Genomic DNA, 23,006 nt, shown 5'->3' with positions numbered 1-23,006 from the left:
GCCTCTGATCGAGGCATTCCCGCTGCGCCGGCGTCGGGACAATGACAGCATCCCAACAGTGTCGGTTATTGCCATGGCCATCGCCTTGTCCGAACGGGCCTTCAATGCTGCGAGTGCGGCGCTGCCCGAAAAGATCGCCTCCCTGCTCCGCGAAGCCCGCTGGCTCGTGGCTGCGGTCGTGGCCGCCTATATCGCCCTGATCCTATGGGGTTTCGACAAGGCCGACCCGGGCTGGTCGCATTCCGCGCTGGTCGAGCGCATCGCCAATCCCGGTGGTCGTGCCGGCGCCTGGATCGCCGATCTGCTGCTCTATATCTTCGGCGTGTCGGCTTGGTGGTGGGTCGCGATGCTGGCCTTCCTCGTCGCCTCGGGCTATCACCGCCTCAATGCGGTGCTCGGCGGCGACCGGCGTCCCCTGGCCATTGCTCTCGTCGGCTTCGGCCTGATGCTGGCATCGAGCTGCGGCATCGAGGCCATGCGTTTCTGGAGCCTCAAGGTCGCGCTGCCCTATGCGCCCGGCGGCGCGCTCGGCTTCGAGATCGGCCGGCTGATCACGCTCTATCTCGGTTTCACCGGTGGCACGCTGATCCTGCTCGCCTCGTGGATGACCGGCGTCAGCCTGTTCTTCGGCCTGTCCTGGCTCGAGGTGGCGGAGCGCACCGGCGTCGCGCTGGAACGCGCCTGGGCCTTCGGACTCGGACTGTGGCAGACCTGGCAGGACCGCCGCTACGGCCGCGCCATCGCCGAGAAGCGCGAGGCGGCCATCGAGGTCGAGCGCAAGAAGATCGAGGACAGCCCGCTGCCGCCGATCAGGATCGAGCCGGTCGAGATCGAGGTGCCCAAGGCGCCCAAGGCCGAGGCCCGGGCCGAAAAGGAGCGGCAGCAGCCGCTGTTCATCGTCGGCATGGGCGACGCCCTGCCGCCGTTGCACCTGCTTGACGAACCCACGCACGATCCGGGCGCCATGCCGGCCGCGGAGACGCTCGAGTTCACCTCGCGCCTGATCGAGCGCAAGCTCGGCGACTTCGGCGTCGAGGTCAAGGTCGTCTCGGCCCATCCCGGACCGGTGGTGACGCGCTACGAAATCGAACCGGCCACCGGCGTCAAGGGCGCCACGATCGTCGGTCTGGCCAAGGACCTCGCCCGGGCGCTGAGCCTCGTCAGCATCCGCGTCGTCGAGACCGTCCCCGGCCGGTCGTGCATGGCGCTCGAGCTGCCCAACGCCCGGCGGCAATCGGTGCGGCTGTCCGAGATCATCGGTTCCAGGCCCTACCACGACCTCCATTCGCATCTCGCCGTCGCGCTCGGCAAGGACATCTCCGGCGGCCCGGTGGTGGTCGACCTCGCCAAGATGCCGCATCTGCTGGTCGCCGGAACCACCGGCTCGGGCAAGTCGGTCGGCATCAACGCCATGATCCTTTCGCTGCTCTACAAGTCCGAGCCGCGCCACGTGCGCCTGATCATGGTCGATCCGAAGATGCTCGAACTCTCGGTCTATGCCGGCATTCCGCATCTGCTCGCACCCGTCGTCACCGACATGAACAAGGCCGCCAACGCGCTGCACTGGTGCGTCGGCGAGATGGACCGCCGCTACCAGCTGATGAGCGCGCTCGGCGTGCGCGGCCTCGCCGGCTACAACGCCAAGATCCACGAGGCGGAAAAGACCGGCGAGAAGATTCCCAACCCGCTGTCGCTGACGCCCGACTCCCCGGAACCGCTCGAGCCGCTGCCCTTCATCGTGGTGGTGATCGACGAACTCGCCGACCTGATGATGGTGGTCGGCAAGAAGGTCGAGGAACTGATCGCGCGCCTGGCGCAGAAAGCGCGCGCCTCCGGCATCCACCTGATCCTCGCCACCCAGCGGCCCAGCGTCGATGTCATCACCGGCCTGATCAAGGCCAACATCCCGACGCGCATCGCCTTCCAGGTGTCGAGCAAGATCGATTCGCGCACCATCCTCGACCAGATGGGCGCCGAGGCGCTGCTCGGCCAGGGCGACATGCTCTACCTCGCGCCCGGCACCGGGCTGCCGACGCGCGTCCATGGCGCCTTCGTCGCCGACGAGGAAGTGCATCGGGTCGTCGAGCACCTGAAGAAGGTCGGCCAGCCCGCGTATGTCGATGGCATTCTCGCGATGCCGGCGGCCGAAGCGGGCGACGCCTCCGGCAGCGGCGAGGGCGGGGAAGACGCCGAGGCCGACCCGATGTACGACCAGGCCGTCGAGGTCGTGCTGAAGAACCGTCGCCCCTCGATCTCGCTGGTGCAGCGTCATCTGCGCATCGGCTACAACCGCGCCGCGCGGTTGATCGAGGGCATGGAGAAGGCCGGCCTGGTGTCGCCGATGAACGCCGCCGGCAATCGCGAGGTGCTGGCGCCGGCCCCCGAGTAGTCGCCGGGCCGCAGCTGTCCCGACTGGTAGACTGGCGGGGATGAAACTTTCCGCCATCCGCTTTCCGACCCTCTTTGCCGCCGTCGTGCTGACGGCGGTTTCCTGCAGCGCCCGAGCCGGCGCGATCGACCAGCTCCGGAGCTTCGTCGAGAGCACGAAGAACGCCCGCGCCGATTTCAGCCAGACCGTGACCGGCAAGAGCGGCCGCAAGCCGCAGCAGTCCTCCGGCCAGATGATGTTCGCCCGCCCCGGCAAGTTCCGCTGGGTCTACGACAAGCCCTATCCGCAGCTGCTGATAGGCGACGGCAGAAAGCTCTGGGTCTACGACCCCGACCTCAAGCAGGTCTCGGTGCGGCCGCTCGGCCAGGCACTCGGCAGCAGCCCGGCCGCGTTGCTGGCCGGGGAGCATGAAATCGAGAAGAACTTTCACCTCGCCGAGGGCGGCAGCCGCGACGGCCTCGACTGGGTCGAGGCGAAGCCGAAGAACCCCGACGCCGGCTTCGAGCGCATGCGCATCGGCTTCGGTGGGTCCGAGCTGCGCGCGATGGAAATTTTCGACAATTTCGGCCAGACCACGCTGATCCGCTTCTCCGCCTTCGAGCGCAACCCGGCGCTGCCGGCGAGCCTGTTCCGGTTCGTCCCGCCCAAGGGCGCGGACGTGGTGGGCGAGTAAGCACTCATCACCGTGCCGCCGGCGCCGACTTTTCCCCTGCCATGAGCGATCTGTTCGCCACCGCTCCCCATGCGCCGCTGGCCGAACTGCTGCGGCCGCAGACGCTCGACGAGGTCATCGGACAAAAGCACCTGATCGGGCCGGGCAAGCCGTTGCGGCTCGCCTTCGAGTCGGGCACGCCGCATTCGATGATCCTCTGGGGACCGCCGGGGGTGGGGAAGACCACGCTGGCGCGGCTGATGGCCGACGCCTTCGACGCCGAGTTCATCGCGCTCTCGGCCGTGTTCTCCGGCGTCAAGGATATCCGCGCCGCGGTCGAGCAGGCGCAGCTGACGCTGGCGCAATCGGGACGGCGCACCATCCTGTTCGTCGACGAGGTGCACCGCTTCAACAAGGCGCAGCAGGATGCCTTCCTGCCCTACGTCGAGGGCGGGCTGCTGACCTTCATCGGCGCCACGACCGAGAATCCCTCGTTCGAGGTCAACTCGGCGCTGTTGTCGCGGGCCTCGGTCTATGTGCTGAAAAGCCTGACGGAGGCGGAGCTGGCCGAGCTGTTCGAGCGCGCCCGCGGCATGGCTTTCCCCGAGCTCGAATTCGAGGCCGACGCGAAGAGCCGCCTGATCGGCTACGCCGACGGCGATGCGCGGCGGCTGCTCAACGTGCTGGAGACCATCCGCACGGCGGCGCAGACCGCGGAGCGGCGTGTCGTCAGCGCCGACTTTCTGGCCGAGGCGCTGGCCTCCGACCTGCGCCGCTTCGACAAGGGCGGCGACGCCTTCTACGACCAGATTTCGGCGCTGCACAAGTCGGTGCGCGGCTCCGACCCCGACGCCGCGCTCTACTGGCTGGTACGCATGCTCGACGGCGGCGCCGACCCGCTCTACATGGGCCGGCGCATCGTGCGCATGGCGAGCGAGGACATCGGCCTGGCCGACCCGCGCGCGCTGGAGGTGGCGCTGAGCGCCTGTGCCACCTACGAACGCCTCGGCTCGCCCGAGGGCGAGCTGGCATTGGCCGAGGCGGTGATCTACATGGCCGTCGCGCCGAAATCGAACGCCGCCTACGTCGCCTATAATGCCGCCCGCGCCTTCGTCCGCCAGGACCAGAGCCGGCCCGTGCCCGAGCACCTGCGCAACGCGCCGACCAAGCTGATGAAGGAACTCGGCTTCGGCCGCGAATATCGCTACGCCCACGACGAACCCGAGGCCTATGCCGCCGGAGAGAATTATTTTCCGGACGACATGCCGAAAGTCGATTGGTACCGCCCGACGCCGCGCGGCCTCGAACTGAAAATTCGCGAAAAGCTCTCCCACCTGCGCGAACTGGACCGCGCCGCGCCGAAGAAGAAATAGATCGACCACAGGAATCGCCAACATGCTCGACATCCAGCTCCTCCGCACCAACCTCGCCCACGTCGCCGAGCGCCTCGCCACCCGCGGCGTGACGCTCGACAGCGCCGCCTTCGAGGCGATCGAGGCCGAGCGCAAGTCCCTGCAGACGCGCACCCAGGACCTGCAGGCGAAGCGCAACACGCTGTCCAAGCAGATCGGCATGCTCAAGGGCAAGGGCGAGGACGCCTCCGCCGTGATGGCCGAGGTGGCGTCGCTCAAGGCCGAACTCGAAGAGGCGGAAGCGCGGCTGCCGCTGCTGCTGGCCGAGGTCGAGGAAATCGTCGCCGGCATTCCCAACCTGCCGCACGAGAGCGTTCCCGTCGGCCGCGACGAAACCGGCAACGTCGAGATCCTGCGCTGGGGCGAGCCGCGCGCCTTCGATTTCCAGGTGAAGGATCACGTCGACTTAGGCGCCGCGCTCGGCCTCGATTTCGAGACCGCGGTGAAGATCACCGGCAGCCGCTTCGCCCTGCTCAAGGGCGGCATGGCGCGGCTGCACCGTGCGCTCGCCCAGTTCATGCTCGACGTGCATACCGCCGAGCACGGCTACACCGAGGTCTACACGCCCTATCTGGTCAATTCCGACAGCATGTACGGCACCGGCCAGCTGCCGAAGTTCGAGGAAGACCTGTTCCAGGTCGTGCGCTCGGACGGCAGCAAGCTCTACCTGATCCCCACCGCCGAAGTGCCGGTGACCAACATCGTGCGCGGCGAGATCGTCGATCCGGCGACGCTGCCGCTGAAGTTCGTCTGCCACACGCCGTGCTTCAGGTCGGAAGCCGGCAGCTACGGCAAGGACACGCGCGGCATGATCCGCCAGCACCAGTTCGACAAGGTCGAACTGGTACAGCTGGTGACGCCGGACAACTCCTGGCAGGCGCACGAGGAACTCACCGCCCACGCCGAGGCCATTTTGCGCAAGCTCGAGCTGCCCTACCGCAAGGTCGCGCTATGCACCGGCGACATGGGCTTCTCGGCGGCCAAGACCTACGACCTCGAAGTCTGGCTGCCGGCGCAGGACACCTACCGCGAGATTTCTTCCTGCTCGAACTTCGAGGCTTTCCAGGCGCGGCGCATGCAGGCGCGCTTCCGCAACGAGAAGAACAAGCCCGAGCTGCTGCATACGCTCAACGGCTCCGGCCTCGCCGTGGGCCGCACGCTGGTGGCGATCCTCGAGAACGGGCAGAACGCCGACGGCAGCGTGACCCTGCCCGCCGCGCTGCGCCCCTACATGGGCGGGCTGGAAAGGCTCACTGCCGCTTGAACGGCGGCGTCAGGGTGAATTTGAGCGCGGGCTCGAAGCGCGAGAGCACGTCGAAGTAGGTCCGCACGTTCTCGACCAGGATCACGGCCTCGCCGCCGCGGGCGCGCCCGCTCTTGAGTCGCGCGTAGTACTCGGGCCGCGCCAGCAGAGGCAGCACCTGCTTCATCTCGTACCAGGAATTCGGGTCGCGCTTCAAGCCGGTGGCAAAGTGGCGTGCGCCGTTGAGGTGGCCCATGCCGAGGTTGTAGGCGGCCAGCGCGAGCCAGGTGCGGTCCGGCTCGGGCACGGCCGGCGGCAGTTGTTCGATGAGGTCGGAGAGATAGCGCGCGCCGGCATGGATGCTCTCGTTGGGGTCGAGCCGGTTGCCGACCCTGAGCCGGTCGGCCGTGTCCTCGGTAAGCATCATCATGCCGCGCACGCCGGTGGGAGAGGTCGCCAGCGGATCCCATTTCGACTCCTGCCACGCCAGCGCCGCCAGCAGGCGCCAGTCGATGCCGGTCACTTCCTGCGCAGCGACGAAGGTGCGGCGGAAGCGCGGCAGCAGGCTCACGCGCTTTTCGAGCAGTTCGGCGATGATCGCGGAGTCGACCCGCTGAATGTGGCCGAAGTGGCGGTCGGTGATGCGCGCCAGCGTGCCGTCGCGCGAGACGTGGTCGATGAAACTGCGCGCCCGCTCGAAGAATCCTTGATCCACCTTGGCCGCGAAAGCCCAGGCGAACTTGACCTCGCCGGGCAGCTCGTCGGCCAGGGTGAGATCGGGGAAGAAATTGGCCGCGACGCGGAAGCTCGCGCTGTCGGTGGCGGCCAGCGGTGCGTTGCGCGTGGCGACGCGCTCAAGCAGGACGATTTCGTCGATGTCGCTGCGCTCGAGCAGCGTCGGGCGCCGCTGTTCGGGGAGTGCCGCCAGGCTGGCGGCCTGCGGTGTGCCCGCGATGACCTCGACGGTGCGTCCCGACAACTCGGCGACGCTGTCGGGGCCGAGGGCGTCGGCATGCCGCACCAGTACGGGCTTGGCCGTGCGCACGGGCGGCGACAGCCGCAGGCCCTCGGTCGAACCATCGGTCGCGGCGCCGTCGGTTACAGGCAGGGAGGCGGCGAAATGGATCTTGCCTTCGCGCAGCATCTGCAGCAAGGCCTGCGGATGGGCCGCCTTGACGTAGCGGACCTTGAGTCCGAGGGTCGCGGCGAAGGCCTCGACCAGGTCGTAGTCGAATCCGGTCGTGGTCGGCTCGTCGCTGCCGGCCGCGCTGCCGGGCGGCTCCTGCTGGAACAGGGCAGGTGCCTCGCGCACGCCGACGACGAGTTCGCCCAGCTTTTCCGGCGGATCGATGCGGGTGCAGCCGAACAGGCTCAGCAGGGCCGCGAGCAGGCAGACGAACCATCGCATGCGATTGGGGCTTGCGTAGGACGGAACCGGCATTGTGCCACGGAAGGGTGTGGTCCCCGGGAGGGCGTGGCAGGCCGCGGGCGGCATCGCCGGCTGCGGGACGCGGCGATCTGGGTTAGAATGCGCGCCCACGGAGAGGTGGCAGAGTGGTCGATTGTACCTGACTCGAAATCAGGCGTACTGAAAGGTACCGTGGGTTCGAATCCCACCCTCTCCGCCACGAGTTCAAGTCCCATTGCAGGCAGTCCTGCAATGGGACTTTTCATTTGGGAAGCCGGCAGAACGTTCGCGGCGCGGGCTGGTCCATGGCCGAATACTTGTGCTAGGCTGCATCCGTTGGTAGTTTCTTCATTCATCGACCCAGGAGGTTGCAACAATGAGAAAGCACAGGAACATGATCGGGATCCTTGCCGCGGCGATGCTGCTCGGATCGAATTTCGCGTTTGCCGCGGATGCGGCGCCGGCCGATGCGGCCAAGGCCGAGGCCGCGAAGCCGAGTGGGACGGTCACCATTGACGAAACCCAGTTCGCCTTCATCATTGGCGGCAGCACCGGCGGCGGCAAGCTGACCTTCCAGGGCAAGACCTACGAGTTCAAGATCGGTGGCCTGACCGCGGGCGTGAACGTCGGCGTAACGACCATGAGCGCCGCGGGCGAGGTTTACGATCTCAAGGACGTGTCCAAGTTTCCCGGCACCTACACCAAGATCGAGTCCGGCGTGGCGTTGGCCGGCGGCGTCAGCGGCCTGCATCTGAAGAACGAACACGGCGTGGTCATGAAACTGACGTCCCGCAGCCAGGGCCTGCAACTGAACGTTGTTTCGGCCAGTGGCGTCAAGGTGACGATGAAGTAGGCAAGGCCTTTGCCGGTTCATTGACGCCCCCGCAAGGGGGCGTTTTCGTTTAGGGCCTCGGCCGGATGCTCCCCTCGATCGCCTGATTACGACGGGGATTGTGCTTCACGTCCGCTTGACGGGCACGGGTCGGGCGGGAGATAATTGTTGCATTGCAACAAATCCATTGCTCGGCGATGGGTGAACCGGTCCAAGGCCATGACGAATCGAAAGTTTTCCGTGCTCGGTGGTCATTACGAGCGCGACCCCGCAGGGAATCCGCGGCTGCTGGTGCATGAAACGCGCGCCGACGACGAGCCGGCACAGGTATGGGCCGTCATGGCCTCGGCCAGCCCTTATCCGCTGCTGGTATTCGATCGTGACCACCGCGGGCTGGCGCGGCTGGTGGCGGAAAAACTCAACGAAGGGCGCGTCCTCGATGTGATCGAGGCCTGCCTTTCGCTGGGGGCCCAGTATGCGCCGGACGTGATCGAGCGCAACGGCGTGGTGGTGACCGAGGCGCGCGCCGAGACGCTGGCGTCGGCACTGCCGGATCATTGGCACAGCCTGGACTCCACCTTGCCCTGTTTCGTCCCGCAGGACGGCGGGGCGCCGTGGGCGCGTTGCGACTTCGAAGCCTATGTGCGCGAACGTTTCGGCGACTGCATGAGCCAGGCAGGTGCTCCCAGCGCAGGCTTCGCCCGTGCGGTCTTCGACCACTGTCTCGCCACCGGAGCGTCTCCACAGGAGGTTGCGACGGAACTCGCGCGGATCATGCTCGGCTGCGACCTGCCTACCGCCACGTCGTCGCCCCGCCTGCCGATCTAAAGACCACCTCGCCTTATTTTTATTAGTTGACCTGTTGACTTGGGTAAATACCTGAGTAGAATGATCGGAAATATTGAATCGCCCCGATACCCCAAACCCCACAGGAGAACAAAATGATCGAAGTGAATGGCAAGCAGATCGAAACCGATGCCGAAGGCTTTCTGGCCAACCTCGAGGACTGGTCCGAAGAGGTCGCCGTTGCCCTCTCCCAGCAGGATCAGCTCGAGCTGGGCGACAAGCACTGGTTGGTGATCAACTGGATCCGCAACTATTACGCCGAATACGGCACCTCGCCGAATCTGCGCGCGATGACCAAGACTATCGGCAACGACCTCGGCGATGAGTACGCGGACAAGAAGTATCTGTTCGACCTCTTCCCCTATGGTCCGGCCAAGCAGGCGGGCCGTTATGCCGGCATGCCCAAGCCGACCGGTTGCGTCTGACACAACAAGAACATCCCCGACCCCGATGACAACGCCCCGCAAGGGGCGTTGTCATTTCCGGCGCGGCTGCTGCCTGGTGGCGGCTCCGGTGCCCGGGCGCCGTCCCGCCGGCGCCGCCTTTTGGCGGCGGCTGTCGTCGCTCGGCTGCCACGCCGGCACCAGGTGCTTCTTGCCGCTGCCGATCAGGTCGTTGCGGCCCATGGCCTTCAGCGCCTCGCGCAGCAACGGCCAGTTCTTCGGATCGTGATAGCGGAGGAAGGCCTTGTGCAGCCGCCGCTGCTTCTCGCCGCGAACCACGGCGACGTCCTCTGCGCTCTTCGAGATACGCTTTAGCGGATTCTTTCCCGTGTGCCACATGGCGGTGGCCAGCGCGAGCGGCGTCGGCAGGAAGGTCTGCACCTGGTCGAGGCGGAAGTCGTTGCGCTTGAGCCACAGCGCCAGTTCCAGCATGTCCTCGTCGGTGGTGCCCGGGTGGGCGGCAATGAAATAGGGGATGAGGTACTGTTCCTTGCCGGCCTCTTTCGAGGCCTTCTCGAACATGGCCTTGAAGCGGTCGTAGCTGCCCATGCCCGGCTTCATCATTTTCGACAGCGGCCCTTCCTCGGTGTGTTCGGGCGCGATTTTCAGATAGCCGCCGACGTGGTGCGTCACCAGTTCCTTGACATATTCGGGCGAGCGCACCGCGAGGTCGTAGCGCAGGCCCGAGCCGACGAGGATCTTCTTCACGCCGGGCAGTTGCCGCGCCGAGCGGTAGAGATGGATCAGCGGCCCGTGGTCGGTGCCGAGGTTCGGGCAGATTTCGGGATAGACGCAGGACAGCCGGCGGCACGAGGCCTCGATCTTCGGGTCCTTGCAGGCCATGCGGTACATGTTGGCGGTGGGCCCGCCGAGGTCGGAGATGATGCCGGTGAAGCCCGGCGTCTTGTCGCGGATCTCCTCGATCTCGCGCAGGACCGATTCCTCGGAACGGCTCTGGATGATACGGCCCTCGTGCTCGGTGATGGAGCAGAAGGTGCAGCCGCCGAAGCAGCCTCGCATGATGTTGACCGAGTAGCGAATCATCTCCCAGGCCGGGATCTTCGCCTCGCCGTAAGAAGGATGCGGCGCGCGGGCGTAGGGCAGGCCGTAGATGTGGTCCATCTCGGCGGTGGTCAGCGGGATCGGCGGCGGATTGAGCCAGAGGTCGCGCTCGCCATGCGTCTGCACCAGGGCGCGGGCGTTGCCGGGGTTCGATTCGAGATGGAAGACGCGCGAGGCCTGGGCGTACATCACCTCGTTCTTCTGCACGGACTCGAAGGCCGGCAGGCGCACCACCGTCTTCGTCCGCTCGACGTCCCTGTCGCGCGTCACCGTGTCGCCAGCGCCGACTTCCGTCCAGTCCGGCCCGGGCGTCCAGCCCGACGGCGCCATGAAGGCGGTGCCGCGCAGATTGCGGATATCGGCGATCTTCTCGCCCTTGGCCAGGCGGTGGGTCAGTTCGACGAGGGCGCGCTCGGCGTTGCCGAACAGCAGCAGGTCGGCCTTGCTGTCGGGCAGGATGGAGCGGCGCACTTTGTCCGACCAGTAGTCGTAGTGGGCGATGCGTCGCAGGGACGCCTCGATGCCGCCGATCACGACCGGCACCTCGGCGTAGGCCTCGCGCGCCCGCTGGGTGTAGACCAGCACCGCGCGATCGGGCCGCTTGCCGGGCTCGGCACCGGGCGTGTACGCGTCGTCGGAACGGATCTTGCGATCCGAAGTGTAGCGGTTGACCAGCGAATCCATGTTGCCGGCGGTGATGCCGAAGTACAGATTCGGTTTGCCCAGGCGACGGAAATCGGCAGCCGACTGCCATTCGGGCTGCGCGATGATGCCGACGCGGAAGCCCTGCGCCTCGAGCAGCCGCCCGACCAGCGCCATGCCGAAGCTCGGGTGGTCGATGTAGGCGTCGCCGGTGACGAGAATCACGTCGCAGGAATCCCAGCCCAGCGCCTCCATCTCGGCGCGCGACATCGGCAGGAACGGCGCGGTCCCGAAGCGCTTGGCCCAGTGGGGCTTGTAGGCCGTCAGGGTGCGAACGGGCGGGCGAACTACGACGATGGACTGCGGGGAGGTCATCCCGCAATGCTAGCCGTTTACCGACCCCGAAAACACCACGCGCGCGCAAAGGCCTTTCCCCGCCGGGCCGTCGGCAAGTTCGAGGCGCGCGCCGTGCAGTTCGGCGATGCGGGTGGCTATGGACAGGCCCAGGCCCGAGCCGGATTCGTTGCTGCCGGCGATGCGGTAGAAACGGTCGAGCACGCGGGCGCGCTCCTCGGGTGCGATGCCGGGCCCTTGGTCGCAGATCTCGAAGAACGGTCGGCCATCGGGCTGCTTCGCCACCGTCACGCCCACGCAGACCGTTGGCGGGCTGTAGCGCACGGCATTGTCGATGAGGTTGCGCAGAAGCACGCCGAGCAGCGCGGCCTGGCCGCGGGTCGGCACGGCGGGGCCGTCTTCCAGCGCGAGCTCTATCTCTTTCGACAGGGCGGCTGGCGCGGCGAGGGCGACGGCCCCGGTGGCGATCTGGCGCAGGTCGCAGGCCGCGAAGGCGGTGCCGGCGGCGTTGGCATCGAGGCGGGCGAGTGTCAGGAGCTGCTCGAGCAGGTGAGTGGCACGATCGGTAGCCTCGATCACATGGGAGAGCGCCGCCTCGCGCTCGGTGGCGTTGGTGGCGCCCATGGCCACCTGCGCATGGGTGCGCATCGCTGCCAGAGGTGTGCGCAGCTCGTGGGCGGCGTCGGCGGGGAAGCGGCGCTCCTGGTCGAGCGAATCGCCGAGGCGGGCGAAGAGCTGGTTGAGGCGGTCGAGCACCGGCTTGAGTTCGCGCGGTGCGTCGGTGGTCTCGATCGGGTCGAGCCGGCCGGCGTCGCGGCGGCCGATGTCCTCGGCGAGCCGGGAGAGCGGTCGCAGGCCGCGACCGATCAGCAGCGCCAGCGCCAGCGCCAGCAGCGGCAGGGCGATCGCCAGCGGCGCCAGCAGATGGCGCGCCAGCTCGCCGGAAATGGCGTCGCGCGCCTCGCGCGTCTCGCCGACCTGGACCAGGTAGTCGCCATTCCATACGCTATAGACGCGCCAGCGGCGGCCGTCGAACTCGCTGTCGGCGAAACCGTGGTCGGCCGGTGCCAGGCGGCGATCAGGCGCGTTGGCGGAATGGACGCGCAGCTTGTCGCCTTTCTCCCAGACCTGGAACGTCACCTTGCGCAGGTAGCGGTGGGCGGGCAGGTGCTCGTCGAGGTCGTCGGCCTCGTGGCCGACGAAGGCGGCGAGCAGCGCCGCGGCCTGGGCGAGGTGGGCATCGAGGATTTCCTCGGTCTCGTGGCGGGTTTCGAACCACGCGGCCAGCGCCACCGCCAGCCAGATGGCCGTGACCAGCGCCAGCGTGGTGACGATGAGGCGCAGGCGCAGCGATGCGCTCATGGTTTGCGCACCATGTAGCCGACGCCGCGCACGGTGTGGATGAGCTCGGCCGCGAGCTTCCGGCGCAGATGGTGGATATGCACTTCCAGTGCGTTCGACTCGACTTCCTCGCCCCAGGGATAGAGCTTGGACTCGAGCTGGGCGCGTGTCATGACGCGGCCGGCGTTGAGCAACAACTCGTGCAGCAGGGCGAACTCGCGCGGGGCGAGTTCGACCGGTTGGCCCTTGAAACGCACCGTCCGCGCTGTCGCGTCGAGCACCAGCTCGCCGTGTTCGATCATCGGTGCGGCGCTGCCGGCGGCGCGGCGGATCAGGGCGCGCAGGCGGGCGGCGAGTTCGCCGAGATCGAAGGGCTTGACCAGGTAGTCGTCGCCGCCGGCATCGAGCCCGGCGATCACGTCCTGCGAGGTGTCGCGTGCGGTGAGGATCAACACCGGCGTGGTGTCGTGGCCGGCACGCAGACGGCGCAGGACATCGAGGCCGGAGAGCTTGGGCAGGCCGAGGTCAAGGACCACGGCCGAGAAGGGTTCGGTTTCCGGTGTCGACAGGGCCGCCAGGCCGGCGACGCCGTCCTGCACCCAGTCGGGCTGGAAGCCCGCCTGGCGCAACCCGGCGAGGATACCCTCGCCGAGGAGGCGGTCGTCTTCGACGATCAGGATTCGCATGCGGCGATTCTAGTCGTGGTCATGCCCGCGCTCGTGCTTGCCGTGCTTCTTCTCGATGCTCCCGGCGACCGGGCCGGTACTCTGCGTCGAACTCCAGCCCAGGGCGGCGACGGCGGCGGCGAGCAGCAGGGCGAAGAAGCCGTGGCTGCGCTCGATGCCTTCGTCGGCCGAGCCTTCCTTGCGGCCGGTGACCATGGCGCGCGCCAGGTTCTCCTTGTGCAGCACGCTGCTGGCGATGACGCCGAGCACGTGGAGGATCACGACCGCGAGCATGGCGTTGGCGCAGGCTTCATGCACGTCTTCCAGCCACTCGCCGCCGAGCTCGTTGTACATGGCGAAGCCCGACGCCCCGGTGGCGAGCCCCAGCACCAGCAGCAGCATGATCGCGACCGCGCCGGCGGGGTTGTGGCCGACGAAGCGTTGCGGGTTGCCGGACAGCAGCGACCTCAGATAGTCGATCACCGCGCCGGGGCCGCGCACGAACTCGCTGAAGCGGGCGTAGCGGCTGCCGATAAGACCGTAGATCAGGCGGAAGCCGATCAGGCCGAGCAGGGCATAGCCGCAACCGACGTGGATCGCGGCCAGCCGCTCCGATTCCGAGGTGAGGTAGGCGCCGGCGAAGCTTCCCGCCAGCAGCCAGTGGAAAAGGCGGGTGGGGATGTCCCAGACGAGTATGCGTTGCGTGGTCATTTCAGCGTTCCTTGTGACGGAATCCGGCCGGCAGCTTGAGGCCGGATTCGTTGTAGTCGCCGCGCTCGGCGGCGGTGTGGCAGCTCTCGCACTGGGCGGCGGCCGGCAGTGTCCTGGTCGCCTTCGCGGGAAGGTTGCCATGCTCCTTGCGGAACCAGGCGGTTTGCGTCAGCCGCGGTGTTTGCACCGTGGAAGCGTGCTTGTCGCGGCGCGAGGCATTCCTCTGCAAAAAGTCGGCGAGGGCGGCACGGGGCTTGGCCTCGATGCTGGCGTCGACACCGTAGTGTTTGTCGAGGACGTTCATCATCGCCTGCCAGTCGGGGGCGGTGAGCAATTGCGGCGGGAAGGCGACATGGCAACTGCCGCATTCGCTGACATAGTTGGCGGGGAAGGGGCCGTAGGCATGGTCGCCGGCAAGCGCGGGAGCGCTGGCGGCGATGAGCAGGGCGGGCAGCAACGTCTTCATGATCTCCTCTTCACTTGACCGTCAGCAGGTAGGCGATGAAGTCGCCCTGCTCACGTGGCGTGCAGGCGCGCTTGAGCACGTCGTTGCAGTTGCGCTTGAACCACTTCTCGATCTTGTCGACGTCGGTGAAGCGCGCCGGGTTGGCCGAAGGAGCCAGCGGCTTGACTGTCTTTTTGGTGACGGTGTGGGTGCCGCTGGCCAGCGGGTTGTCGGTGTGGCAGGTGGCGCAGCTCCAGTCGCCGCCGTGGGTGGAGCGGTAGAAGGTTTCGCCGCGCTGGGCGGAGAAACCGGCGAAGCCCGGCTCGGCGGCCTTGGCCGCGGCGGCGAGGCCGACCTGGTAGTCGGCGGCATTGAGCGCATGGGCGCTGCCGGCGGCGAGCACGAACAGTGCGGTGATCAGGGCTTTCATGGCGACCTCCATTCGTTGATGACGGTCGCCATGGTGCGCGGCAAAGATTAAGGCAGTCTTATCCCGGTCGCACTCTGCTCGCGCTGGGCACATGGCGCGCGAGGAAATCCATCTGGTCGGCGAGGATCTGCCGATTGCAGAGGATCAGATACTCGGCCTTGTTCGGCACGTAGGGGGCGTAGAGCAGCTCCATGCCGGCCTGCTCGGGCGTGCGGCCGCTCTTGGCCTGGTTGCAGCCGCGGCAGGCGGTGACGACGTTCATCCAGGCGTCGCGGCCGTGCTGCGACAGGGGCACGACATGGTCGCGGGTCAAACGGTTGCCGGGCAGCTGCTCGCCGCAATAGGCGCAGACGTGGCGGTCGCGGTGGAACAGTTCACGGTTGTCGAGCGGCGGTACCTGGTGCAGCGACCTGCCGGACAGGGCGCGGCCCTTGATGGCGATGATGCTGTTGGCCTCGATGCACGAGCGCTCGCCGGTCAGGCGGCTGGTGCCACCGAGGAAGGTGAAGCAGTGCTCTCCCGCCACCCAGGCCACGAGGTCCTTGGCGTAATAGAAGCAGGCATGCTGCCAGGTGATCCAACGGTGCGGCAGCCCCTGCTGGTCGAGAGTCAGGATCAGCGGGTGGGACATCTCATAGAATCCGGCAATCCGGTCAACATAACAAAGCTCCGTGACAATTCCTAGCGCGGCAACCCGCGGTCAAGGCAGACAAATGTGGCGTGCTCTGGCGATTTCGCTGGTGCTGCACGCCTGGATGCTGGCCAACGGCTGGCCGCAGTTCGTTCCACAACATGCGGCGGGCGTGCTGCAGGCCACCTTGCGGCCGCTATCCGCCGCGTCGCCGCTTGCCGTTTCCGACATGGTGCCGGCGGAGGTGCCCGCGCCGCTGCGCCCGGCCAAGGCTCCGCTGACCGGGCGCGACCGGGCGGATGTTTCCGCAGTCCTGCCCGCGCCTGGTCCGGTGGTTGTCGCCGCATCGGTAGCCGCTGCCGCCACTGCTTCTTCGACTGCCGCGCCGGCCGATCGTTCGCCGGCCGTGGCCGGGCGTCCGGCGGGCGCAGCTGGCAATGGGGCGGGGCAGGGCGGGGAGGGTGCGGACGCCGACGGCCTGCGCCAGTACCGCCTGGCGCTGGCGCGCGAGGCGCGGCGGTTCAAGCGCTACCCTGAACGGGCGCTGCTTGCCGGCATCGGCGGCACCGCAGAGGTTCGCGTCGAGCAGGCAGCGGGCGCATTCCCCGTGGCACGGCTGGCGCGGTCGAGCGGCGACGAGGCGCTCGATGCGGCGGCGCTGGACATGATGCGCGAGGCGGCGCCGCGCACCACGATCCCCGAACCGCTGCGTGGCCGCAGCTTCGCGGTGAGCCTGCCGGTAATCTTCGACGCTAGCGCGGAATGAAACCGGAGGGGGGTTCGACGTCACCCGTATGGAAGCCGAAACCGCCGGCCCGGCGGTCGGCGAAATAGTGGCTCAGGGTGATGGCGATGGTGCGGAAGGCGATGTCGTCCCACGGGATATCCTCCTCGCGGAACAGCGCGACATCCAGCGTCTCCTCGCCCGGGGCGAACTCGAGGTCGAGCAGCCGCGCGCGGTAGATCACATGGACCTGGCTGATGTGCGGCACCGAGAGCAGGGTGAACATCGCGCCGAGCTCGACGCGGGCGTTGGCTTCCTCGCGCGTCTCGCGCAGCGCGGCGGCGGCTATGGTTTCGTGGTTTTCCATGAAGCCGGCGGGCAGCGTCCATTTGCCGTGGCGCGGCTCGATGGCGCGGCGGCAGAGCAGGATACGGTCCTCCCATTCGGGCAGGGCGCCGACGACCAGCTTGGGGTTGCGATAGTGGATCGCGCCGCAGGCATCGCAGATCGCGCGCGGCAGGGAATCACCGGGCGGAATCCGCTGGCGCACCGGAGCGCCGCAGACGGAACAGAAATTGAGCGGGATATCCATGCCGTGGCCATTGTATCCCTGACCCTGCGGCGTTTCGGGGCGCCCGGCCGACCAGGCAGCATGGCCGCCAATCAGGGTTGGCGCCGGGCGGTTGATGAGCCAAAGCGGGCCATCAATAATAAAACGTCTAACAATCAAGTAATTACAATATCTTTGTAACGTTTTTTCTTACAGCGATAGTTAATCCAATTCCTACAATAGAAAGGCTATCTCGTTGATTTTCTGATGGCTATTCTTGATGGAAAATGGCTACAGCTGTCGAAAGGTCGGGGTACCCAAGTGGGTGCAGACTGCGGCGGCGACATCCAAGGAGCGCATGATGAAATCGACCGACACCTACAACGACATAAAGGAAGTCAATCTTGCCTACCTGATGCTGGCCCAGAGCATGGTTCGCGCCGATCGCGCGGGCGCCGTGTTCAAACTCGGCATCAGCGAGGAGATCGCCGACATCCTCGACCGTCTGACCCCGGGACAGATCCTGAAGATGGCCAGTTCCGACATGTTGCTGTGCAACTTCCGCTTCGACGATACCCTGCTGCTCAACCTGCTCGCCAATCACGAGCGCGAGCGCGGCGTTGCTCATGTCCACGCTGCCATTCTCGCCGCCGGCAAAGCGGTCGAGGTGGTCGCTTGATCAGCGGGGGCCGCATGCGCAACAAATCCGTGATCTCCGAGGCGAGAGACATTCGCCTGGCCGTCGAGCTGGTGGAGCTCGGTGCCCGCCTGCAATTGCTCGAGCAGGAAACCAACCTGTCGCGCGAGCGACTGCTCAAGCTCTACAAGGAAGTGCGCGGGGTGTCCCCGCCGAAGGGCATGCTGCCGTTCTCCACCGATTGGTTCATGACCTGGCAGCCCAACATTCATGCCTCGCTGTTCATGGCCTATTACCGCTTCCTCGGCAAGCACACCAAGCTCACCGGACTCGAACAGATCATCAAGGCCTACCGGATGTATCTCGAGCAGGTCAAGCGCGGCAACATGGAAATCGTGCTGTCGCTGACCCGTGCCTGGACCATGGTGCGCTTCTTCGACGCCAACATGCTGCAGATGGCCACCTGCCACGAGTGCGGCGGCGAGTTCATCGCCCATGCCTACGATCCGACCAAGGGCTACGTCTGCGGTCTCTGCCACATGCCGGCGCGCGCCGGCAAGACACGTCGCGCCACGGGCGCTGCCGTCGCCGCCTGATTGCCTGATTCAGCACAAAGCGCCCTGCCGGAGAGACTCCGGCAGGGCGTTCTTTTTTCCTGACGACTCACGCAGCGGGGTCATCCCGGCAAGTGCAGTTTCGCTGATTTCCTCGCCTGCCGTCTATGCCTCGAATGCGGCTAGGCTATACTTTTTGGCAATTCACGAACGAGAGGCCAAACAGCATGGAAGTCAATGTCGCCACAGCCAATGGACGCGCGGTGCTTCACCTGCGTGGTCGCTTCGACTTCAACTCCAGCCGCGACTTTCGCGACGCCATCGACATTGCGCTGGGACAGCCCGACACCAGCGGCGTCCAGGTCGATCTCGGCGGCGTAGAGTATCTCGACAGTTCGGCTCTGGGCATGCTGCTGATGCTGCGCGACCGCTGCAAGGGCGCCAACAAGACGGTGTCGCTCTCCAACTGCCGTGGTGCCGTCAAGCAGGTTCTCGATATCGCCAATTTCAGCCGCCTGTTCCAGATCGAGTGACAGGGGCGCCTGGCCACCCTTTCCGTGCCGGGCGCGGAACGACATGAAGATTCTCCTCATCGAGGACAAAGCCGACGAGCAGTTCCGCACCGAGCGGGAACTGAGAGATCTCGGCCACACGGTGATCGCCGCCGGCAGCGGTACCGAGGGCCTCGAGCTCTATCGCTGCGAACGGCCGGACGTCGTGATCACCGGCATCTACACGACCGGTCTGGACGGCTTCGCCCTGACCCGCGCAATCCAGGCGCTGGCAGCGCCACGCTGGCAGCCGGTCCTTTTCCTCTCGGACCATGCTGACGACGAGCTCGAGGTGCGCGCGCTCCAGGTGGGCGCAGATACCTACGTCGTCAAGCCGGTTTCGCCGGAGGTGCTCGGGGCCAGGCTCGAAGTGCTGCAGCGGACGCTGCGCATGCAGCAACTGGCCGAAGGCAGGGCCCAGCAACTCGAGCGCTATTACCGTGCGGAAGAGGATGAGAAGCGCATCGCCGGCCACCTGATGCAGCGCGTCCTGCGCGGAACCCAACTCGAGGATCCTGCAGTGCGTCACTGGATCAGCGCGGCCACGGTCTTCAGTGGCGACATCGTCGCTGCCCAGCGTACCCCCAGCGGCGCGCTTCATGTCCTGCTCGCCGATGGCACCGGCCATGGCCTGGCCGCATCGATCAACGTGCTGCCGGTGCTGGCGCCCTTCTATCGCATGAGCGAGAAGGGCTACGGCGTCGACGCCATCGCCCGCGAACTGAACGCCAAGGTCAAGAACTTCCTCCCCGGCGACCGCTTCGTCGCCGCGACGCTGGCGGTGATCGACATGCGCGAGCGGGTGATCGGGGTCTGGAACGGCGGCAATCCCGAGCCGGTGCTGATCGGGCCCCACGGCAGCCGCGCCTTCACCCTGCGGCATGTCCCTCTCGGCGTGTTGCCCGACGAGGAATTCGACGACACGCTGGACGCGCACGGTTTCGTGGACGGCAGCCAGTTCTTCGTCTATTCCGACGGCCTCGTCGAAGCCGAGAATGCGGCAGGCGAGACATTCGGAGACGAGCGCCTCGCCGGCGTCCTGGTCAATGCGGAAGCGGCCGACCGCTTCGATGCGCTCAAGACTGCGGTCACCGGCCACGTCGGTGGCGCCGCCGCGCATGACGACATATCGATACTCATGGTGGAATGCCGCTGGCCGGGTGAGGCGCCCCCCGCCGCCGTCGGCCGGGTCCTCCCGGGCGGGCTGAGCCAACACGCGAATTGGCGCAGCTCGTTGCGCCTGACTGCGGCGGAGATCCGCCAGGTCGACGCCGTGCCGCTGCTGCTGAGCCTGGCAGGGCAGTTCGAGCCGGTTCGCCGCGGCAGCGACCGGCTGTTCGTCATTCTCTCCGAGCTGTACAACAACGCGCTGGACCATGGCCTGCTGCGGCTCGACTCGCGCCTGAAGCTGCACCCGGAGGGCATGGAAGCGTATTTGGGCGAACGCCAGGAGCGCCTCGCCGGGCTCGATCACGGCGAGATCGAGTTGGAGCTGGAGCAGTTGGGTGGCCGGGACGGTGCATGGCTGCGCGTGAGTTGCCGCGATAGCGGCCCCGGCTTCGACCATGCCGCGTTCGACCTCGGTGCGACGCGCGACAGCGAAATGCCCTTCGGGCGCGGCCTGCTGCTGCTGCGTGCGATCTGCGCCGACCTCCGCTTCAACGTCGAGGGCAATCACGTCACGGCTACCCTTGCACTCGGCCAGTCCGGTAGTCAATGAGCGCGAATCCGAGAACATTTTTCGGAAGGTAATCCCGGTGGCCGTGGATCCGAGCAAGATCAAGTTCCTCCTCGTCGACGACTTTCCGACGATGCGTCACATCGTCCGCAACCTTCTCAAGGAACTTGGCTTCACCGACGTCGAGGAGGCCGCGGACGGGGCGTCGGCCCTGCAGAAGCTGCTGGGCGGCGGGTTCGATTTCGTCATTGCGGATTGGAGCATGCCCCAGATGGATGGACCAACCCTTGTGCGGAGCATGCGTGCCGACGTCGCCTTGAAGGAGCTGCCGGTGCTGCTGATCACGCCGGAGGCGAAGAAGGAAAACATCGTCGCCGCGGCGCAGGCCGGAGCCTCGGGCTACATCGTCAAGCCTTTCAGCGCGGCGACCCTTAACGCGAAGCTGGCCAGAATCTTCGAAAGGATGGGCGCCTCACGGCGGTGATCATGGCGAAGCCGATCAATACCGACAAATCGGGCGACTCCGTGGAACTGCAGGCCCTGTTCGATGCCATCGCCGCCGGGGCACCGCCGGCGGGGGAGCCGGTGGCCGCCGCGGACGCCTCCGGCGATTCCGCTGAACTGCAAGCCCTGTTCGACAGTGTGGCGGCACAGGTGGCGGCATCGTCACCGGTGCCCGGCAGCGACGGCGCCGTCTTCGAACGTGTCGGGCGGGTGTTGCGGCAGCTTCATAACGAAACGCGCGATCTCGGCGACGGCAGCGGGTGCGATGCGAACGATCTGCTGCGCCGATTCGAGACCCGCCTGTTGCGGGCCCTGGCGGAGTCGATGTCGGCCGAACGGCAGGCCGCGGTGGCGCCCGCGCTGCTCGATGCGCTGCGGCGCGACGACCCGGCGATGCCGCGGCAAATGGCGGATGAACTTCTGCGGAACATGGGCTTCTAATCGGCGCGACACCGACCGGTGGCCGCAGGGCAAGACTTTCCGGAGAGATCAGGCGAAATGGCGCAAATGGCAAGAAGGCCGCGGTGGACCGCACATGCCGCGGGACTGCAGGCGGTTTGGCGAGGCACGCTGGCCGTTGCCGTTGCAGCCACGCTCCTGTTCGTGCCGCCGGCCGCGTTGGCGCAGGTCGATGTCGGCAAGCCCTCGTCCTTGCGCAACCTCGTTCCCGCAGATCAACTCGAAGGCAGCGCCGCCCAGCAGTATGGTGACCTCAAGCGCCAGGCCGCAGCGAAGGGCGCGTTGGCGCCCGACAACCACCCCCAGGTCCGGCGTCTGCGCGACATCGCGGCGAAGATCATCCCCTTCGCAGGCAAATGGAACCCGCGCGCCGGTCACTGGCGATGGGAAGTCAATCTCATCGGTTCCAGGCAGATCAATGCCTTCTGCATGCCCGGCGGCAAGATCGCCTTCTATACGGGCATCCTCGACACCCTCAGACTGAACGACGACGAAGTCGCCATGGTCATGGGCCACGAGATTGCCCATGCCCTGCGCGAGCATGCCCGTGAACGCATCGCCAAGAGCGAACTGACCAATCTCGGCGCCAGCCTGCTCGGCGAGTTCATCGGTGGCGGGAAATACACGGGGGCCTTCCAGCTTGGCGGCAGCCTTCTTTCACTGAAGTTCTCGCGAGACGACGAGAGCGAGGCCGATGTGGTGGGCATGGAACTGGCCGCCCGCGCCGGCTTCGACCCGCGCGCCGGCGTCAGCCTGTGGCAGAAGATGGCTACGGCCAGCCGCGGTGCCCCGCCGCAATGGCTGTCGACACACCCGTCAGGCAACAACCGGATTCAGGAGATCGAACGGCATCTGCCGCAGGTGATGCCGCTTTACCAGCAGGCGGCAAAGCGCTGAGCCCGGTCAGCGGACGGACGAGGTCCCGCTGGCGCGTTCGGCCTGCCGCAGGCGGGCACTGTCGCCAAGAAACTGCCGAATCCGCTCCATCCATGGTTCGGTGTGGCGGCGAACCTCGGCGTCGTCATCGAGGATGCGCCGGATCAGATCCGCCTTGAGGCCAAGCTCCGCCGCCGACAAGCCGGCGTTGTCGTCGATGCTCATCAGCCTGTCGCGCAAGTCGGCGACGGCGCGCTCAAGGCCGATCAGCCGGTCCCAGTCACGGGCACGCGCAGCCTCCACCATCTTGGCCGACAGCGCGCTCATGTCCTCGTACATCTCGATCTGGGAAGGCATCGACGGCATGTTAGCGACCTGACGGCCGCCGCGTTCGGGGAAACTACAAGGGGATCGGTTGCCAATTCTTCCCCCTCCGGCTTCAGCAAGAAAAAGGCCCGCAAAAGGCGGGCCTTTCTCAATCAGGCGACTGCTGGCTTTACGCCGCCGCCTGCGCCGGTATCTTGCGGCTCTGGTGGCTGATGCGGTTCTTCGCGTCGACGTAGACCAGGTCAGGCTCGAACTTGGCCAGTTCGATCTCGTTGTACATGGCGAAGGTGGCGATGATCAGCAGGTCGCCGGGCGAGGCCAGCCGTGCCGCCGCGCCGTTCACCGAGATGGTGCCGGTGCCGCGCTCGGCCTTGATGGCGTAGGTGGTGAAGCGCTCGCCGTTATTGACGTTCCAGATATCGATCTGCTGGTAGGGCTTGATGTCGGCAGCGTCGAGGAGGTCCTCGTCGATGGCGCAGGAGCCCTCGTAATGGAGTTCGGCTTGCGTCACGGTGACGCGGTGCAGCTTGGATTTGAGCATCATGCGTTGCATGGTCGACCCCTTCTCAGGCAAAGGTATCAACGATTAGGACCCGTCGAATGCCGACAAGATCCCGCCTTTCCGCTTCTGGAGAACGCC

General features: G+C 66.6%; 26 protein-coding genes and 1 tRNA gene. 16 read left to right on the top strand and 11 right to left on the bottom strand.

Features of this window, described 5'->3' with window-relative positions:
- The first annotated feature begins 73 nt into the window (after positions 1–73).
- The 4 genes from EJE94_RS00360 to serS are packed head-to-tail and all read left to right on the top strand — an operon-like array spanning position 74 to position 5,717.
- On the top strand, positions 74–2,389 hold the full coding sequence (locus tag EJE94_RS00360; protein WP_121239520.1) for a DNA translocase FtsK: 2,316 nt from the start codon (positions 74–76) through the stop codon (positions 2,387–2,389).
- Between the two features lie 40 nt (positions 2,390–2,429).
- Positions 2,430–3,062 carry an outer membrane lipoprotein periplasmic chaperone LolA gene (gene lolA, locus EJE94_RS00355; RefSeq protein ID WP_121239519.1) on the top strand — a complete coding sequence of 211 codons (633 nt, stop codon included), beginning with the start codon at positions 2,430–2,432 and terminating at the stop codon, positions 3,060–3,062.
- Positions 3,063–3,103: 41 nt separating this feature from the next.
- Entirely contained in the window at positions 3,104–4,414 is a 1,311-nt protein-coding gene (locus EJE94_RS00350) for a replication-associated recombination protein A (RefSeq protein WP_121239518.1), read from the top strand.
- A 22-nt stretch (positions 4,415–4,436) separates the two neighbouring features.
- A complete protein-coding gene (serS, locus tag EJE94_RS00345; protein ID WP_121239517.1) occupies positions 4,437–5,717 on the top strand; it encodes a serine--tRNA ligase in 1,281 nt (426 codons plus the stop codon).
- Here the strand turns inward: serS and mltF are convergent.
- On the bottom strand, positions 5,704–7,104 hold the full coding sequence (gene mltF / locus EJE94_RS00340) for a membrane-bound lytic murein transglycosylase MltF (RefSeq protein WP_165904716.1): 1,401 nt from the start codon (positions 7,102–7,104) through the stop codon (positions 5,704–5,706). The genes serS and mltF overlap by 14 nt on opposite strands.
- 132 nt (positions 7,105–7,236) lie before the next feature.
- On the opposite strand from mltF, the gene EJE94_RS00335 reads away from it, so the two are divergent.
- The 4 genes from EJE94_RS00335 (at position 7,237) to EJE94_RS00320 (ending at position 9,207) form a co-directional block, all read left to right on the top strand.
- Positions 7,237–7,324, top strand: a tRNA-Ser gene (locus EJE94_RS00335).
- A gap of 174 nt (positions 7,325–7,498) precedes the next feature.
- On the top strand, positions 7,499–7,957 hold the full coding sequence (locus EJE94_RS00330; RefSeq protein ID WP_207855610.1) for a hypothetical protein: 459 nt from the start codon (positions 7,499–7,501) through the stop codon (positions 7,955–7,957).
- 198 nt (positions 7,958–8,155) lie between these two features.
- Complete coding sequence (locus tag EJE94_RS00325) at positions 8,156–8,764, top strand: hypothetical protein (protein WP_124962367.1); 609 nt, start codon at positions 8,156–8,158, stop codon at positions 8,762–8,764.
- A gap of 113 nt (positions 8,765–8,877) precedes the next feature.
- Positions 8,878–9,207 (top strand): TusE/DsrC/DsvC family sulfur relay protein, encoded by a 330-nt coding sequence (locus EJE94_RS00320; RefSeq protein WP_121239513.1) that lies wholly within the window; start codon positions 8,878–8,880, stop codon positions 9,205–9,207.
- A gap of 51 nt (positions 9,208–9,258) precedes the next feature.
- On the opposite strand, the gene EJE94_RS00315 is transcribed toward EJE94_RS00320, so the two are convergent.
- Genes EJE94_RS00315 through EJE94_RS00285 form a run of 7 tightly spaced genes read right to left on the bottom strand, consistent with a single transcriptional unit; the run spans position 9,259 to position 15,506 of the window.
- Positions 9,259–11,304, bottom strand: coding sequence for a YgiQ family radical SAM protein (locus tag EJE94_RS00315; protein ID WP_121239512.1), 2,046 nt, complete (start codon positions 11,302–11,304; stop codon positions 9,259–9,261).
- Positions 11,305–11,313: 9 nt separating this feature from the next.
- Positions 11,314–12,645 (bottom strand): ATP-binding protein, encoded by a 1,332-nt coding sequence (locus EJE94_RS00310; protein ID WP_121239511.1) that lies wholly within the window; start codon positions 12,643–12,645, stop codon positions 11,314–11,316.
- On the bottom strand, positions 12,642–13,310 hold the full coding sequence (locus EJE94_RS00305) for a response regulator (protein ID WP_121239510.1): 669 nt from the start codon (positions 13,308–13,310) through the stop codon (positions 12,642–12,644). Before EJE94_RS00305 ends, EJE94_RS00310 begins: the two co-directional genes overlap by 4 nt.
- 9 nt (positions 13,311–13,319) lie before the next feature.
- On the bottom strand, positions 13,320–14,000 hold the full coding sequence (locus EJE94_RS00300) for a cytochrome b/b6 domain-containing protein (protein ID WP_121239509.1): 681 nt from the start codon (positions 13,998–14,000) through the stop codon (positions 13,320–13,322).
- A gap of 1 nt (position 14,001) precedes the next feature.
- Complete coding sequence (locus EJE94_RS00295; RefSeq protein ID WP_121239508.1) at positions 14,002–14,466, bottom strand: cytochrome C; 465 nt, start codon at positions 14,464–14,466, stop codon at positions 14,002–14,004.
- Positions 14,467–14,476: 10 nt separating this feature from the next.
- Complete coding sequence (locus EJE94_RS00290) at positions 14,477–14,875, bottom strand: DUF1924 domain-containing protein (RefSeq protein WP_243642475.1); 399 nt, start codon at positions 14,873–14,875, stop codon at positions 14,477–14,479.
- Between the two features lie 58 nt (positions 14,876–14,933).
- Positions 14,934–15,506, bottom strand: a complete 573-nt coding sequence (locus tag EJE94_RS00285) for an HNH endonuclease (RefSeq protein WP_121239506.1) — start codon at positions 15,504–15,506, stop codon at positions 14,934–14,936.
- Between the two features lie 82 nt (positions 15,507–15,588).
- Here EJE94_RS00285 and EJE94_RS00280 point away from each other — a divergent pair, with 82 nt between their 5' ends.
- On the top strand, positions 15,589–16,272 hold the full coding sequence (locus tag EJE94_RS00280; RefSeq protein ID WP_121239505.1) for a TonB family protein: 684 nt from the start codon (positions 15,589–15,591) through the stop codon (positions 16,270–16,272).
- Here the strand turns inward: EJE94_RS00280 and EJE94_RS00275 are convergent.
- Positions 16,259–16,822: an NUDIX hydrolase gene (locus EJE94_RS00275; RefSeq protein WP_121239504.1), complete on the bottom strand. Its 564-nt coding sequence runs from the start codon at positions 16,820–16,822 to the stop codon at positions 16,259–16,261. The genes EJE94_RS00280 and EJE94_RS00275 overlap by 14 nt on opposite strands.
- A gap of 319 nt (positions 16,823–17,141) precedes the next feature.
- Here EJE94_RS00275 and flhD point away from each other — a divergent pair, with 319 nt between their 5' ends.
- The 7 genes from flhD (at position 17,142) to EJE94_RS00240 (ending at position 22,060) form a co-directional block, all read left to right on the top strand.
- Complete coding sequence (flhD, locus tag EJE94_RS00270; protein ID WP_121240507.1) at positions 17,142–17,459, top strand: flagellar transcriptional regulator FlhD; 318 nt, start codon at positions 17,142–17,144, stop codon at positions 17,457–17,459.
- Positions 17,460–17,473: 14 nt separating this feature from the next.
- On the top strand, positions 17,474–18,013 hold the full coding sequence (gene flhC, locus EJE94_RS00265) for a flagellar transcriptional regulator FlhC (RefSeq protein WP_121240506.1): 540 nt from the start codon (positions 17,474–17,476) through the stop codon (positions 18,011–18,013).
- A gap of 185 nt (positions 18,014–18,198) precedes the next feature.
- Positions 18,199–18,504: an STAS domain-containing protein gene (locus EJE94_RS00260; protein ID WP_121239503.1), complete on the top strand. Its 306-nt coding sequence runs from the start codon at positions 18,199–18,201 to the stop codon at positions 18,502–18,504.
- 43 nt (positions 18,505–18,547) lie between these two features.
- Positions 18,548–20,242 carry an ATP-binding SpoIIE family protein phosphatase gene (locus EJE94_RS00255; RefSeq protein ID WP_121239502.1) on the top strand — a complete coding sequence of 565 codons (1,695 nt, stop codon included), beginning with the start codon at positions 18,548–18,550 and terminating at the stop codon, positions 20,240–20,242.
- A 58-nt stretch (positions 20,243–20,300) separates the two neighbouring features.
- Positions 20,301–20,684 carry a chemotaxis response regulator CheY gene (gene cheY / locus EJE94_RS00250; RefSeq protein WP_207855684.1) on the top strand — a complete coding sequence of 128 codons (384 nt, stop codon included), beginning with the start codon at positions 20,301–20,303 and terminating at the stop codon, positions 20,682–20,684.
- 2 nt (positions 20,685–20,686) lie between these two features.
- Positions 20,687–21,145 (top strand): hypothetical protein, encoded by a 459-nt coding sequence (locus EJE94_RS00245; RefSeq protein WP_121239501.1) that lies wholly within the window; start codon positions 20,687–20,689, stop codon positions 21,143–21,145.
- Positions 21,146–21,211: 66 nt separating this feature from the next.
- Positions 21,212–22,060: a M48 family metallopeptidase gene (locus tag EJE94_RS00240; RefSeq protein ID WP_121240504.1), complete on the top strand. Its 849-nt coding sequence runs from the start codon at positions 21,212–21,214 to the stop codon at positions 22,058–22,060.
- Positions 22,061–22,066: 6 nt separating this feature from the next.
- On the opposite strand, the gene EJE94_RS00235 is transcribed toward EJE94_RS00240, so the two are convergent.
- A complete protein-coding gene (locus tag EJE94_RS00235; RefSeq protein WP_243642473.1) occupies positions 22,067–22,396 on the bottom strand; it encodes a flagellar protein FliT in 330 nt (109 codons plus the stop codon).
- Between the two features lie 139 nt (positions 22,397–22,535).
- On the bottom strand, positions 22,536–22,919 hold the full coding sequence (gene panD, locus EJE94_RS00230; RefSeq protein ID WP_121239500.1) for an aspartate 1-decarboxylase: 384 nt from the start codon (positions 22,917–22,919) through the stop codon (positions 22,536–22,538).
- Positions 22,920–23,006: the final 87 nt, after the last annotated feature.

The organism is Sulfurisoma sediminicola, from assembly GCF_003865015.1.
In the GTDB taxonomy this organism is placed as follows: Bacteria; Pseudomonadota; Gammaproteobacteria; order Burkholderiales; family Rhodocyclaceae; genus Sulfurisoma; species Sulfurisoma sediminicola.
This window is presented reverse-complemented; position numbering and strand designations above follow the sequence as displayed.